Origin of the sequence: Bacillus sp. FSL W8-0519 (genome assembly GCF_038005585.1) — a bacterium.
Classification (GTDB): Bacteria; Bacillota; Bacilli; order Bacillales; family Bacillaceae_G; genus Bacillus_A; species Bacillus_A paranthracis.
In genome coordinates, this window is sequence record NZ_JBBOTL010000001.1 from 2576853 (window position 1) to 2591419 (window position 14567).

13 protein-coding genes, 1 pseudogene and 1 other annotated feature are annotated in these 14567 nt (G+C 32.0%); of the genes and pseudogenes, 13 read left to right on the top strand and 1 reads right to left on the bottom strand.

The genetic code is table 11. From position 1 onward, the window contains the following. The first annotated feature begins 94 nt into the window (after nt 1–94). The 12 genes from NST14_RS13465 to NST14_RS13520 all read left to right on the top strand — a co-directional run bounded on the left by NST14_RS13465 (nt 95) and on the right by NST14_RS13520 (nt 12652). Complete coding sequence (locus NST14_RS13465; protein ID WP_000437685.1) at nt 95–607, top strand: GrpB family protein; 513 nt, start codon at nt 95–97, stop codon at nt 605–607. Nucleotides 608–774: 167 nt separating this feature from the next. Further along, the gene (locus tag NST14_RS13470) at nt 775–1764 is read left to right on the top strand and encodes a zinc-binding dehydrogenase (RefSeq protein ID WP_000644542.1); all 990 of its coding nucleotides are present in this window, start codon (nt 775–777) and stop codon (nt 1762–1764) included. A gap of 261 nt (nt 1765–2025) precedes the next feature. Next, the gene (locus tag NST14_RS13475; RefSeq protein ID WP_001104979.1) at nt 2026–2625 is read left to right on the top strand and encodes an undecaprenyl-diphosphatase; all 600 of its coding nucleotides are present in this window, start codon (nt 2026–2028) and stop codon (nt 2623–2625) included. 313 nt (nt 2626–2938) lie between these two features. Further along, the gene (locus NST14_RS13480; protein ID WP_000549357.1) at nt 2939–5077 is read left to right on the top strand and encodes a penicillin-binding protein; all 2139 of its coding nucleotides are present in this window, start codon (nt 2939–2941) and stop codon (nt 5075–5077) included. Between the two features lie 180 nt (nt 5078–5257). Continuing rightward, nucleotides 5258–5854: a TetR family transcriptional regulator C-terminal domain-containing protein gene (locus NST14_RS13485; protein ID WP_001042680.1), complete on the top strand. Its 597-nt coding sequence runs from the start codon at nt 5258–5260 to the stop codon at nt 5852–5854. Between the two features lie 84 nt (nt 5855–5938). Further along, nucleotides 5939–6760, top strand: coding sequence for an SDR family NAD(P)-dependent oxidoreductase (locus NST14_RS13490; protein WP_000504475.1), 822 nt, complete (start codon nt 5939–5941; stop codon nt 6758–6760). A 55-nt stretch (nt 6761–6815) separates the two neighbouring features. Then, nucleotides 6816–7074: a binding site (T-box leader), on the top strand. 65 nt (nt 7075–7139) lie between these two features. Then, nucleotides 7140–8378 (top strand): MFS transporter, encoded by a 1239-nt coding sequence (locus NST14_RS13495; protein ID WP_000792988.1) that lies wholly within the window; start codon nt 7140–7142, stop codon nt 8376–8378. A 111-nt stretch (nt 8379–8489) separates the two neighbouring features. Further along, on the top strand, nt 8490–9512 hold the full coding sequence (locus tag NST14_RS13500; protein WP_229142744.1) for a serine hydrolase domain-containing protein: 1023 nt from the start codon (nt 8490–8492) through the stop codon (nt 9510–9512). Nucleotides 9513–9516: 4 nt separating this feature from the next. Next, nucleotides 9517–10110, top strand: coding sequence for a GNAT family N-acetyltransferase (locus NST14_RS13505; RefSeq protein WP_000350625.1), 594 nt, complete (start codon nt 9517–9519; stop codon nt 10108–10110). A gap of 142 nt (nt 10111–10252) precedes the next feature. Further along, nucleotides 10253–10885 (top strand): VanZ family protein, encoded by a 633-nt coding sequence (locus NST14_RS13510; protein ID WP_000281836.1) that lies wholly within the window; start codon nt 10253–10255, stop codon nt 10883–10885. 254 nt (nt 10886–11139) lie between these two features. Beyond that, the gene (locus tag NST14_RS13515; protein WP_000576331.1) at nt 11140–11646 is read left to right on the top strand and encodes a DUF3189 family protein; all 507 of its coding nucleotides are present in this window, start codon (nt 11140–11142) and stop codon (nt 11644–11646) included. Nucleotides 11647–11845: 199 nt separating this feature from the next. Continuing rightward, nucleotides 11846–12652, top strand: coding sequence for a DegV family protein (locus NST14_RS13520; RefSeq protein ID WP_000831948.1), 807 nt, complete (start codon nt 11846–11848; stop codon nt 12650–12652). Between the two features lie 173 nt (nt 12653–12825). On the opposite strand, the gene NST14_RS13525 is transcribed toward NST14_RS13520, so the two are convergent. Beyond that, nucleotides 12826–13398 (bottom strand): DJ-1/PfpI family protein, encoded by a 573-nt coding sequence (locus NST14_RS13525; protein ID WP_000684439.1) that lies wholly within the window; start codon nt 13396–13398, stop codon nt 12826–12828. A gap of 594 nt (nt 13399–13992) precedes the next feature. On the opposite strand from NST14_RS13525, the pseudogene NST14_RS13530 reads away from it, so the two are divergent. Continuing rightward, nucleotides 13993–14524 (top strand): annotated as a pseudogene (locus tag NST14_RS13530) (recombinase family protein). The last annotated feature ends 43 nt before the right edge of the window (nt 14525–14567 follow it).

The window sequence follows — 14567 nt, forward strand, 5'->3', positions numbered from 1 at the left end:
ATTTCAGTATTCGACACGTTTTGTAAAAATCCTATGTGAATCACATGAAATTTATATAAATATAATAATAAATAATTATAAAAAGGTGGATAAAATGGAACAACAAATCGTTATTAAACCATATGAAAAAGAGTGGCACGAAGAGTATTTAATAGAAAAAGAGAAATTTATTTCTTTATTTGGGGAAGATTGTATTGCTATTGAACATATAGGGAGCACATCTGTACAAGGGTTAGGAGCGAAACCTTTAATTGATATGATGATTGGCGTAACAGATTTGCAAATTATCGAAAAGTGGATTGATGATCTATTAAAAATCGGATATGAGTATGTTCCAAAAGAAACACCTAATTGGCGTTTTTTTAGAAAGGGAAAATGGAGAGCAGGTACTCATCATTTACATGTTTATATTTATAATAGTGACGAATGGAAAAACAATCTTTTATTTCGAGACTTTCTAATAAAGCATGAATGGGCACGTAAAGAATATAGAGAACTAAAAGAGAGACTTGCAGCTACATATCCTTTTGATCGTGTTTCTTATACAAATGCAAAAGCACCATTTATTCAAAAGATATTAGAATTAGCTAAAACTCAAAAGAATTAACATTACAGATTTTTATCTGAAAAAATTTAAAAAATCCCTTCCTGCGTTATTTATAGGGAGGGATTTTTTCTTTTGTCATAACGATATACATCTAATTATTAGAGACAGATTAGTTTATTTATTTCGATATTTCTAGTACATTGAAAATATTAAGGGGGAATGAAGCAATGAAAGCTATTGTACATCAATATAAAAAAGGGGTAGAGGGATTAGAATATAAACTTTCATCTGAAACAAATCCTAATGCCGGGGAAGTAAAAGTAAAGTTAAAAGCAGCAGGATTAAATCATAGGGATTTATTTATTATAAATAATAGAAAAGAAATGGATCTACCGTTAGTAATAGGGTCAGATGGTGCAGGTATTGTTACAGAAATAGGAGAAGGTGTTTCAGCTGATTTATTACAAACCGAGGTCATTATTAATCCTAGTATTGGATGGGATAATATTGCCGAAGTACCAGAGTTACCAGAGGTGTTAGGGGGACCAAAAGATGGAACGTTTGCTGAATATGTAATAGTGCCCGCTGAAAATGTAGTAGGAAAACCGTCATATCTTACTTGGGAAGAGTCTGGCGTTCTATCTTTATCGGCACTAACTGCATATAGAGCGCTTTTTACAAAGGGTAGATTAAAGCGTGGGGAACATGTTTTAATTCCTGGGATAGGCGGCGGTGTAGCGACATTTGCTATGTTATTTGCAAAAGCAATTGGCGCAAAAGTAAGTGTTACTTCAAGGGTAGAGAACAAAAGAAAATTTGCCGAAGCATATGGCGCAGATTTTTCTTTTAATAGTTCTGGAAATTGGGAAGAGAGTTTATGCGGAGGGAAAGTAGATTTAATAATTGATAGTATAGGTCCAGCAACATTCTTAAAATACTTTGATGTATTAAAACCGAATGGGAGAATTGTTAATTTTGGTGCAAGCTCCGGAGATAAAATTGAATTACCTTTACGAGCGTTATTTTATAATCAAATCGATATTATGGGGACATCTATGGGTAGCAGTGAAGAATTTAATGAAATGATTAAGTTTATAGAGAAATATAAGATTAAACCAATTATGGATAAAGTTTATTCGTTGGAAGAAGCGATTCAAGCGTTAAGACGTATGGAGCAGGGAGAACAGTTTGGTAATATCGCTCTACGTATGGAATAAAAATATGATTTAATAACCTATGTTTTTATATGTATATGTTATGTAATATATACACTTTTAGTTAGTGGGTTATATGATTTTAAAGGTTTTTCCATCATATATATTTTTAATGCGTGTAAATAGTTACATAATTGTCAAATGAAAAATAGTAACATGAATAAAGTGAAAATCTAAATGTGTGTAAATGTTGTATACTGTGTAAATCAAGTAAACTTGTATCTTAATTTCAAGTGAAATAAGAAATTATAAGGAGAGAGTAATGTGAATTACGCAGTATTTCAATGGATAAACAATTTAGCAGGTACATCTGTACTCTTAGATAAGGTAATGATTGCTATTACAAATAGTGCTGCATATGTGGCTATTCTATTCATGCTTATCTTATGGTTTCATAACGGAAAGAAAGAGAATGCGATAAGAAAACAATATACAGTGTTGTATACGACACTTTCAGTAATAATTGCATTGCTAGTAAATGTTTTTATTCATTTAGTATACTATCATCCACGTCCTTTTGTATCATATGATGTGAATCAATTAGTACCCCACGCAGAAAACTCATCCTTTGTTAGTGATCATTCTGTACTTGTATTATCGATTGCATTCATGTTTATTCTTAGAGGAGAAAAGTTAAGATATATCGCACTTTTGTGGGCAGTATTAGTTTGTATATCACGTTTGTATGTAGGTGTTCATTTTCCTTTAGATGTAATGGGTGCGGCTGTCATAACGATTTTAACAAGCTGTTTATTATTGCAGAAAAAACGTATTTTTGAACCAATAGCAAAACTTGTTTTCAAAATGTATGCATTCGTAGCGAAACGAATTCGTTTTTTAGAGAAATATAACCATGTAGCTTAAATTTCATAACTAGCCTTTTATAGTTTAGGAAAAAATCCCCCTTTGGAAATTCAGAGGAGGATTTTTTGTTGTATACAAGTGAATAGATTACTTGCAATAACAATTTGAGTGTTATGCAAAAAAAGAATGAATATTCTTAAATTTCACGTACTGTATTTTAAGTATTTAAATAACTGACAATAACTATAACTAGTTTCACACTGTTTTAAAGGAATTCATACGAAAACTTCGAAACATATAGTATTGAAAGTAAAAACTACATATTTTGTAGCACATCTTTGTAGTAATTAATGGTGAAAGAAAGGAGCGAAATATGCATAAACTTCAAACGAATAAAGGCGCGCGGTATTTTATGATTGCTTTTATTGTTTTGTTTCTTATTATGCTTTTGCGTTTTTTCTATATTCAAGCAGTAGGGGTCGTGCATAATGTGAATGTAAAGGATCTTGCAACTGAACAACATAATAAAAATGGTGTTTTGGAAGCGAATCGTGGCACGATTTATGATCAAACTGGAAAAGTGCTCGTTCAAGATTCAACAACGTATCGTGTTGTTGTGAATTTGAAAGGTAATGGCAAATTGAAAAATAAAGATGAAACCGCAGCGCAATTAGCTGATGCGCTTGAAATTAATAAAGAAGATGTGTTAAAGAATTTCCATGAAGGGCGTACGCAAGTTGAAATCGGAAAAGTTGGCCGGAATTTGTCTAGGGAAAAGAAAGAACAAATTAAAAAATTGAAAATCCCAGGTGTTTCTTTTATGCCTGAGAAAGCAAGAGTGTATCCAAATGAAGATTTTGCATCTTATATACTTGGTTTTGCTAGACCAGACGATAAAGGAAATACAGAAGGGAAGTTTGGGCTTGAAAAAAGTTTAGATAAATATTTGCGCTCGACAAATGGGAATATAGAATATGTGGGAGCGCGAGGAGGTATCCCGCTTACAAATGATATAGGAAAAATAGAACCTGCTAAACATGGAAATAACGTATATCTTACGCTTGATAAACAAATTAATAGTTTTTTAGAAGAAGCGATGAATAAGGCGCAAGAGCACTATGATCCTTCTATGTTAGTAGGTATTATAGCGGATCCAAAGACGGGGAAAGTTTTAGCTATGTCTAGTAAACCTAGTTTTAATCCTAATAAAGGGGATATTGAATACTTTTTAAATGATCCAATCGCAAATGCATATGAACCAGGTTCAACGATGAAAGTATTTACGTTAGCTGCAGCAATTAATGAAGGTGTATATAACGGGAAAGAATATTTTCAATCCGGCAAGTATTCAGTAGGTTCATCTGATATAAAAGATCATAATGGTGGATTTGGATGGGGATCTATTACATTTGATGAAGGTTTTGAAAGATCATCAAACGTAGCTTTTTCTATTTTAGAAGATCAGTTATTAAAACCAAATAAATTTAAGCAATATATGAACAAATTTGGTTTTAACCAAAAAACGGGAATAGATTTACCTGGTGAAAGTAAAAATACTTTATTATTAAATACACAAATTCAACAAGTAACAACTTCTTTCGGACAAGGTTCTACAGTAACTCCAATTCAATTAATCCAAGCTGCAACCGCTATAGCAAATGACGGGAAAATGATGCAACCATATATCGTTGACAAAGTTGTAAATCCAACAAACAAGCAAGTTATTATGGAAAATCAACCGAAAGAAGTTGGCAATCCGATAAAAAAAGAGACTGCGGACAAGGTAAGAGACTTAATGGAGCGTGTTATTACGTCTTCAAAAGGTACAGGTACAATGTATAAAGTCGATGGTTACCCAATAGGAGGCAAGACAGGAACAGCGCAAATTCCGAATCCTGAAAATGGACGATATATGGAAGGAAAAGAAAATTATATTTTTTCATTTTTAGGTATGGCTCCAATTGATGACCCAGAGTTAATTGTATACTTAGCTATTAAGCAGCCAAAGTTAAAGGGAGATGAATATGGAGCTCAGCCACTCGCTGAAATATTTAAACCAGTTGTGAAAAATAGCCTTGAATATTTAAAGGTGAAACCATATACAGAACAACAAATGACCGATGCAACGAAAAAATCCCAATTAAAAGTGCAAAACTATGTGAATCAATCAATAGATACGGTAGAGAATAATGTAAAAAAAGAGAAACTCCAACCGATAATTTTAGGAGAAGGAAAAATTAAAAAACAATATCCGCAGTCTGGTGAAGTAATGAGCGAAGGTGATCGTATATTTTTATTAGGAAACAACGCAACAATGCCCAATTTACAAGGTTGGTCCATGCGTGATGTTATGTATTTTTCTAAACTATTAAAATTAGATTTAAAAACTTCAGGTACGGGTTATGTCACAAATCAAAGTATTGAAAAAGGACAAGCTATACAAGAAGGCGATATATTAGAACTAGAATTAGAACCACCGTTACAACCGTTAGCAGAGGCAAATACAAATTAATTCAGGAAATATGAAGGGTCTATATAATAGACTCTTTTTTTTATGATTCAAGTAATTTCACGCACCGTAATTTTTAGGGGAAATAATAAACTTAACAGTTACTAAAACAGAAAAACCTACATATATTGAAATTAGAACGACTGTTCAAATTTTTGTATGAAACGACGGAAGGAGTCTACATTGAATAAAAGACGATACGATAGCGATTTAGCCAAAGAAATAATAGCAGAGAAGGCGACAGAATTATTTTCCTTAAAAGGATATACAAGAACTTCAATTGATAACATTGCAAAAGCCTCTGGTTATAGTAAAGGACATATATATTACCATTATAAAAATAAAGAAGAATTATTTGTTTATTTAGCTAAAGACAGTATGAGAAATTGGCACGATAAATGGGAATTAGCAGAAAAACAGTATACAAACGCTACTGGGAAATTATATGGGATAGCTAAATTTGTACTTTATAATTACACAACGCCATTATTAAGAGCAGGACAAGAACTTGCCTCTGATCCGAGCGCGAACCCTTCTACAATTCAACAACTCTATGGTTTAGCTGTTATCCCTTTAAAAACATATCAAAAAATTTTGGATGAAGGTATACAAAGTGGTGAATTTTATATAGAAAATGTTGAGGATTCAAGTCTTTTATTAGGTTCATGGCTAGGTGGATTATGTCAATTCATTCATTCATTTGAAACAGAGAAATTAGAAGTTTTATTTAATGAAGCCATTACGATTTTTTTACTTTCTATTTCAAACAAACATGCGTAGCATTACAAGCGAATTAGAACGATTGTTCAAATCTTTACACTCGTCCGTTTTCATTATATGTATTAACAACAGGAGGTTTTTTATATGGGTGAACAAAGAGTCGCAATTATAACTGGCGGAGCTTCTGGTATCGGTAAAGCTTTAGCTATTCAATTAGCAAATAAAGATATATTTGTAATTATCGCAGATATTAATGAAACAAGTGGTCAAGAGCTTGTGAATAATATAAAAAATAATAATCAACTAGCTAGGTTCGAATATTTAGATGTTACTAACGCCGAATCCGTAGAGGAACTTATTATAAAAATAGTTAATGAGTTTGGTAGAATTGATTATATGTTTAATAATGCTGGGATTGCTATGTATGGAGAAGTATTCGATATGTCTTTAGATAATTGGAAACATATTATTGAAATAAATTTATTAGGAGTAATTTACGGGACACAATTGGCTTACCAATTCATGAAAAAACAAGGATTTGGTCATATCATTAATACTGCGTCTGCAACAGGTTTAGGACCTGCTCCACTTTGTACCGCGTACGCAACAACAAAACATGCTATCGTCGGTTTAACAACGTCATTACATTATGAGGCAGAAGAATACGGTGTAAATGTAAGTGTACTTTGTCCAACTTTTGTAGATACACCCATATTTGAAAAATCAATTGCAATTAATATGAATAAGGGCCAAATTATAAAACAACTAAAAACAAATAAGCCGATTTCAGCAGACAAGTTTGCTGAAATTGCACTGAAAGCTATTCATAAAAATAAATTAGTTATATGTCCAATGCCGTTTAAAAAAACAATGGACGTATTCTTTACCTTATTTCCTTATCTTCATAAAAAGCTAATGCGTTTCATATGCCGAATTGGTCGAAAAGCAAAAATGAGGCAACTATAAATATCTGATTATTTTGTATTTACAGTTAAAGTAAATTGTGATAATATGGAAAAAATCAAATGCAGTGAAGAGAAGAGTAAATAAGATGAATTTTTCACAGAGAGCTCCATTTAGCTGAAAAGGAGTAAAAATTCTTTATTGAACCAAGCCTCTGAGCAGCGCATCGGAATCTATTAATAGAGGGTGGTGTGACGGGAGCTCCCGTTATAGAGCTATGGTATAAGCATGAATGAAAATGCAGTACCAGATAAGGTTAATATGGTGACATATTAACAAACTAGGGTGGCACCGCGATAATAAATCTCGTCCCTAAGATTAAAAGTCTTGGGGGTGGGATTTTTTTATTGGTTTAAAACAATTTGGAAAGCGGGGGCCAAAAATGAAAAACTTAATTAAAGATTGGAAATATCCTTTATTACTACTGTCCGGAGTTGGTATTGCAAATTTAGGGGCATGGATTTACTTAATAGCACTGAATGTACTTGTCTATCATATGGGTGGCTCAGCCTTAGCTGTTGCTACTTTATATGTAATTAAACCATTAGCTACTCTATTTACAAACGCTTGGTCAGGAAGTATGATTGATCGTTTAAATAAACGAAAATTAATGATTCACCTCGATATATATCGCGCGGTATTTATCGCTATTTTACCATTACTTCCATCACTTTGGATCGTTTATGTATTCGTATTCTTTATTAGTATGCCCAATGCAATTTATGAGCCAACTGCGATGACGTATATGACGAAATTAATACCAGTTGAACAAAGACAACGTTTCAACTCATTGCGTAGTTTAATAGGGTCTGGTGCCTCTGTAATTGGTCCATCGATAGCGGGAGCATTGTTAATAGCAAGTACACCAGAGTTTGCTATATATATGAATGCCATAGCATTTCTCTTATCAGGAGTAATTACCTTGCTACTACCTAATCTTGATAAAAAACCTGATATTCATACATCAAATGACAGGTTGTCTCTAGCTGTACTAAAAAAAGATTGGACCATCGTTTTAAATTTCAGTAAAAAATCTTTGTATATCGTTTTCGTGTACTTCTTATTTCAAGGGATGATAGTGTTAACTGCCGCAAATGATTCACTTGAATTGTCATTTGCGAAAGAAGTTTTATTGTTAACAGATAGTGAATATGGTTTTTTAGTTAGTATTGCTGGAGCCGGATTTATTTTAGGAGCAATAACAAATACAATTTTATCAAAAAAATTAACACCTTCATTTTTAATTGGAATAGGATCATTTTTCATCGCAATCGGTTATATAATTTATGCTTTTTCAAATGGGTTTTTAATAGCTGCTATCGGATTTTTTATTTTATCTTTCTCTATGGCATATGCAAATACAGGGTTTAATACCTTTTATCAAAATAATGTCCCTGTCCATATAATGGGACGGATTGGGAGCATATATGGATTATTTATTGCAGGTATCACCATTTTAATTACGATTTTGTTCGGAGTTGCCACTCAATTTATTTCTATACAACTTGTGGTTATTATAGGTTCTTTAGTAATGTTATTTATTACTATCATCTTGTGTGTGTTTACTTTATTGCCATCACATTCTAAAGTGCATTCTTCTGAATCAATACATTCGAAATAATTCTCTTAGTTTTGATTTAAATCTTACGATGTTCAATAGGAGGGTTATCCCTCCTATATATGGAAATATAAGAAAGGAGAACAATATTGATAAACGAGGGTGATTTTTGTAATGAAAACAAAAGATCAAATAGATAACATTGTAAAAGAAACATATCGTCATATAGATTTCTCTGGGGTAATTTTAGTGAAAGAAAAAAAGGGCATAGTTTATGAAGAAGCGTTTGGTTATGCAAATCGAAATGAGTGTATAAACAATACGCTACAAACTAGGTTTGGAATTGCCTCTGGGTGTAAAATATTCACAGCTATCGGTGTCTGTCAACTTGTTGAAAATGGGGTAATTACTTTTCAAACAAAGTTAAAAGAGTGTTTAAGTGTTAACTTTCCAAACTTTAATGAAGATATTACAATACATCACCTTTTGACGCATAGTTCGGGTATTCCAGATTATTTTGATGAAAGTATTATGGATAACTTCGAAGATCTTTGGAAACAAACACCTATGTATTTATTAAAAAGTTTAAAAGACTTTTTACCATTATTTCAAAACAGAGATATGATGTATGCACCAGGAAGTAAGTTTCACTACAACAATGCAGGTTTTATCATACTGGGATTAATAATCGAAGAACAGACAGGATTTAAATTTACGGAGTATATAGAAAAAAACATATTTAATCCAATTGGTATGAATCATTCGGGCTATTTTTCTTTAGATAGATTACCAAGGCAGACAGCTCTCGGATATATAAAAGATGAAATTAGCCAGACATGGAGAACAAATGCTTACTCTATTCCGATAAAAGGTGGTTCGGATGGTGGAGCTTTTATTACTGCGTCAGACATGCTGAAGTTTTGGGAAGCGTTATTTAACTATAAAATTATAAGCCAAGAATATACAAAAATACTTTTAACTCCTCACATCCAAGTAAATAATAATCAATCTTATGGCTATGGAATATGGATTGAAACAAGAGAAAACAAGATATTCAAATATCATGTAATGGGATATGACCCAGGCGTCAGTTTTCGTTCGGCCGTATATCCAGACTTAGGAATTACATTAGTTATTCCATCAAATAAAGAAGCAGGACCCGAAAAATTAATGATAGAAATAGAAGGAGGTTTTTAATTATATGGATATAGAAATTAGAGCGTATAGAAAAGAGGATGAAACCGGTTGGGTACGTTGCCGTGTGTTATCTTTTTTAGATACAGCTTATTACGATAATGTATTTAGAGAAAAGGAAAGATATGAACATCCGGCTATTGAACTAGTAGCTGTATATGAAAATCAAATTGTAGGTTTAATAGATATCGAATATGAATTAGAAGAACGTACAGTTTGTTCAAGAGGAACTGGTCTTGGTGGTATGATTTGGCATATTGCAGTTCATCCGGATTTCCGTAGAATGAAAATTGGTAATCAGCTATTAAAGGAAGCGGAGAAGTTAGCGAATGAACGTAACCTAAATCGCCTAGAAGCATGGACTAGGGACAATCTATGGGTACATGGATGGTATGAAAAGAACGGATTTGTAAAAGTAGATTCCTATTTACACGTATATAGCGATCACACAGACGAGATAAAAGGTGTAATGAAAAGTAATATAGATCAGTTATATCCAGTTCAAACATTTGCTCATTATACAGGTGAAAATAAAGAAGACATAAGAAAACAATTTAAACGAGTGCATGATTGTTTTTGTTTTGAAAAGTATTTTAGTTAACGAGAAACCCTTTATTTACTAAATAAGGGGTTTTCTAATTCTGCACGATTACATATGGATATATGGATTTTTAAATTAAAAAACATTACTATATAGTTATAAATTTTAATTATTAATTCATATGAAAGGATGTGTTAACAATTTGTATATGATCAACGGTAGCTTGTTTATTATTTTAGGGGTTATTTGTTATTTAATTGTACGTGGAATATTAATTGGTATCAAAAATAAAAAACATGTGATTTGGTGGAAAGAAATAATAAGTTTTTTATTCTTGGTCTACATTTGTATGGTTGTTGCAGTAACTTTATTCCCTTTACCAATCGGTTTTCCTTCTAATATTGAAAATCTGAATCGCTCGGTCAATATAATACCATTTGCATCAATTATTAAAGACATCAATCAAATTGGTAGTGCTTATGATGGAGATGCCCTATTTATGATTGGTCTAATTATAAGAAATGTAGGCGGAAATATTTTATTATTAATGCCTTTAGGATTTTTAGCACCAATCCTATGGGATAAATATAAAAAATTCAAAAATACAATTTTATTAGGATTTTCTATATCAACTAGTATTGAATTGCTACAATTAATTCAGTCTTTATTTAGTGGAGTGGGACGAGTTACTGATATTGATGATGTAATATGTAACGTTATAGGTTGTATTCTTGGATACTTTATTTATAAAATCACTATTATGCTAGCTGCTAAATTTAACATTCAAGTATTTAATGAGACGGATTCTAAAAGAATAGAAACTATTGATAACTAACAATTCATACGTGTTAAAGTATACATTTATTTTGAATAAAGATGATAAAAGACGTACGAGTCAAAAGTACGTCTTTTTACTTTTATAAATAAGCTTATGGCTATTACATGGTGTAACATAATAAATAGACAATAGTATAATCGGAAATGAATAATACATTAATAAAAAAGTATAAATACATTCATCCCTTGTTTATCAATGCTGTGAACGGTAATACTAAATAACATTGAACTTTTATAACAAGGGATGATCATATGATATTCATTTACACGGATTTCGGCGGAACGCATTCAACTGCACTTGCAGCAGCTTATCATTTAAATAAATTACCAACGGATCGTAAGCTAACAAAAGAAGAAATATTAAATGTGGATTACTTTAATAAATTGAAAACTGAAGATATGGGGAAAATTATTTTTCATGGAGTAGATGAAAATGGTAACCCGGTTTATACGATTGGATGCGGCGCATCAAAAATCGTTGTACCTGCGATGAAGCATTTAGGAGAGATTCTGCAAAAACATTATCAAAGTCATGAAAAGATTGTTTTTTCTAATACATCACCAACAGTACCTTTACCAATGACTTTTGGCGGTCTGTTTTCTAGAAGGTTTCACATCGACTTTATCGGCGTACCATTACTCGTATGGGGTGCAAAACTTAGCTGTGATAATGTACAAAGACTTGTTAGTTATACGAAAGAAGCCGGACGATTAACAAATGATTATGTTGTGATTTTAGATAATGAAACTTTTAAATAATGTAGGATAAAAGGAAAATCAAGCAAATTTCTTGATTTTCTTTTTAATTTGTGAAAAAGACAAGAAATATTCACATTTATCATCTATCTACTATAGCCAAAACAATAAAGTCCTGTTACTATTACAGGGATATTCTCTTTTCATAACATAAATATATAGAAAAATTAGAAAAGAGGAATTGAATTAAGGGAGGAACAACATGAAGCGTGTTGCTTGGATTACTGATAGTACAACTGCGAGTTTTACAACAGAAGGAGATAACTTTGTTATCCCAATTGAAGTTATTATTGATGGTGTGTCGTACAAAGATTGTGAAGAAGGTGTGCGTGAGCGCGTTTATAATGCTTTAAACGAAGGTAAAACTGTCACTACATCACAACCTAACATAGGGGAAATGGTAGAGTTATTTTCGAAATGCAAAGAAGAATATGAAGAAGGATTTGCAGTTGCTATTAGCGGAAAAGTAAGTGGAACCTATCAAAACATGAAGTTAGCTGCAGAAATGGCAGGTTTCCCATTAACGGTATTAGATAGTGAAACAACAAGTTATCCAATGGACGAACTAATTAGAAAAGCAAAATCGTTATACAATGATGGTATGACTTTACAAGATATACACAAAACATTAGTAGATGAAAAAAGAAGACCTTTCCACGTATTCCCGAAAAGTTTAAAAGGCCTTTATGCAAGTGGACGTGTAAAGGGAGTTCAATTTTTACTTGGAAGTTTATTAAGTGTCAACTTAATATTAGAAGTAAAAGGTGGAGAGCTTTTACTTGAAAAGAAAGTACGTAAAATCCAAAAATGTCGAGAATACATTAAAAATGAACTTGAAAAAGAATTACCAAAAGTACTTCACATGTTCCATGCTAACGATAAAGATGGAGCTGAAGAATGGATTTCAGATATTAGACAAGCATTCCCTGAAATGGATTTCAAATTATATCCATTACCAATTTCATTTGCGGTACATGCAGGTGAAGGTACAATAGCAATTAGTTATTAAGAAGAAAACCCGTGAATGATACGCGGGTTTTTTTATTTATAAATGGTGCATACCACGCCACCATCAAGTTGAAGTTTTATAGCACTCTAGAACGAAATTTGTGTTAACTCGAAACAAAAATCTTATTTTATCATTTTTGGAGAGCAACCACAATTTCTTGACTTGATTTGAGATTAAAAATATAAACCTTTTCCTACTGGCTGAACAGTTTCTAGTACAATATCAACCATTTCTTCATTAAGTAGGGTCCTTATAATCCAAGCCGATAGTTCTTGAGCAGCAAAACAACCCGCAGCAGTCGATATATTTCCTTCGTTTACGAAACTTTTCTCAATAACGTCTACACCAAATTCTTTTAGCTGTTCTACTGCTGAGGGATATGTAGTAGCTTTTTTACCAGTTAGTAATTTTTTAGCTCCTAATAGTAGTGAACCAGAACACATAGATCCTATTAATTGTCTTTGAGGATCTACATGAATGCTATTAATATATTGTTGATTTTTATATAAATCCTTTACACCTTTACCACTCGCAAAAATTACAGCGTCGGCAAAAGGGATATCAGATATGCTTCCTGTCATGGGAATACGCAAGCCAGACATAGATATATGAGATTGTTCCGTCCCTAAAAGCTGGACATCCCAATCGGAAATACCACCGACTAAACGTACACGATTTAATAAATCCCATGGTAGAAAAACATCTATATCGGTAAAGTTATCGAAACAGACTATTGCAATTTTCATTTTCTAACCCTCCACTTATGTATATCATTTTATTAATAATATAAACATCTCTTTTTTATGTTCTATATCCAGTTATAAATCCCTGTATATTACACGTATATGAAGGAGGTGTAGTAATTTTTTAACGCCTCTAAACATAAAAAGATATAAAATCTTTTTCTTGGTTTCTATCTGTTTTTTGTACAAAACCAAGATCTGTAGCAATAACTCGTAAGGTATTGGGGATGAGAATCTTTAAAATTCTCAAGGAAATAGGTGTAATTTATTACACATACAAATAGAAATAAAAACGTCATCATTTTTTATAAATTCTCAGATAGAAACACGTTTTTCGGTTTTAGGAGGGCATTTTTTCATTAGCTTGTTAATCTATATATAATATGATTTTTATAATTTCCCTAAAATAATTTTGACGTATTTATTTTTTCAATATAAAATAATATTCATCCAAATTTAACCAATACCATATAAAAGATGTATCTTTTTATATGCATAGGTATAAATCTCTTTAGTTTTAAGGGGAAAGGTTAATATGAAAGTAAAGAAACTAGTTACGCTTGTAGTACCATTTACACTATTATACGTGTCAGTTCAATTAACCGAAATTCTTCAAGGCCATTTCAGCAACTGAACGAAATCGGAATGGATATTAATTTGAAGGAAAAGTCCCCAGAGAAACGAAAGATTGTAAGAAACCCCCAAAAATGTTACATGGTATACAAGAAGGTGACATCATTTATGTTACGGACTTAACTCGAATTACTCGTAGTACAAAAGATTTATTTGAATTAATCGATAACATACGGAGTAAAAAGGCAAATTTAATATCCTTAAAAGATACATGGCTAGATTTATCAGAAGATAATCCCTACAGCTAATTCTTAATTACTGTTATGGCGGGTGTAAACCGATTAGAACGTGATCTTATCCGTATGCGATAGCGCGAAGGAATTGAACGAAAGAAAGTTTAAAGGTCGGTCAAAGAAGTACCATAAAAATCATGCAGGAATGAATTATGCAGTAAAGCTTTATAAAGAGGGAGATATGACTGTAAATAAAAAACTTATGAAATTACAAATGTGTCTAGGGCTTATTATATAGAAAGCTATCGGAAAGGAACAGTTGATGAGTTATACCAAAGATCGGAAATATATAATAGAAAATAAGTT

Excerpts from the sequence above, each read along its gene's own strand:
- NST14_RS13515 (WP_000576331.1), top strand. The coding sequence starts at position 11,140 with ATGATATTCATTTACACGGATTTCGGCGGAACGCATTCAACTGCACTT.
- NST14_RS13465 (WP_000437685.1), top strand. The coding sequence starts at position 95 with ATGGAACAACAAATCGTTATTAAACCATATGAAAAAGAGTGGCACGAA.
- NST14_RS13500 (WP_229142744.1), top strand. The coding sequence starts at position 8,490 with ATGAAAACAAAAGATCAAATAGATAACATTGTAAAAGAAACATATCGT.
- NST14_RS13470 (WP_000644542.1), top strand. The coding sequence starts at position 775 with ATGAAAGCTATTGTACATCAATATAAAAAAGGGGTAGAGGGATTAGAA.
- NST14_RS13505 (WP_000350625.1), top strand. The coding sequence starts at position 9,517 with ATGGATATAGAAATTAGAGCGTATAGAAAAGAGGATGAAACCGGTTGG.
- NST14_RS13480 (WP_000549357.1), top strand. The coding sequence starts at position 2,939 with ATGCATAAACTTCAAACGAATAAAGGCGCGCGGTATTTTATGATTGCT.
- NST14_RS13490 (WP_000504475.1), top strand. The coding sequence starts at position 5,939 with ATGGGTGAACAAAGAGTCGCAATTATAACTGGCGGAGCTTCTGGTATC.
- NST14_RS13495 (WP_000792988.1), top strand. The coding sequence starts at position 7,140 with ATGAAAAACTTAATTAAAGATTGGAAATATCCTTTATTACTACTGTCC.
- NST14_RS13520 (WP_000831948.1), top strand. The coding sequence starts at position 11,846 with ATGAAGCGTGTTGCTTGGATTACTGATAGTACAACTGCGAGTTTTACA.
- NST14_RS13525 (WP_000684439.1), bottom strand. The coding sequence starts at position 13,398 with ATGAAAATTGCAATAGTCTGTTTCGATAACTTTACCGATATAGATGTT.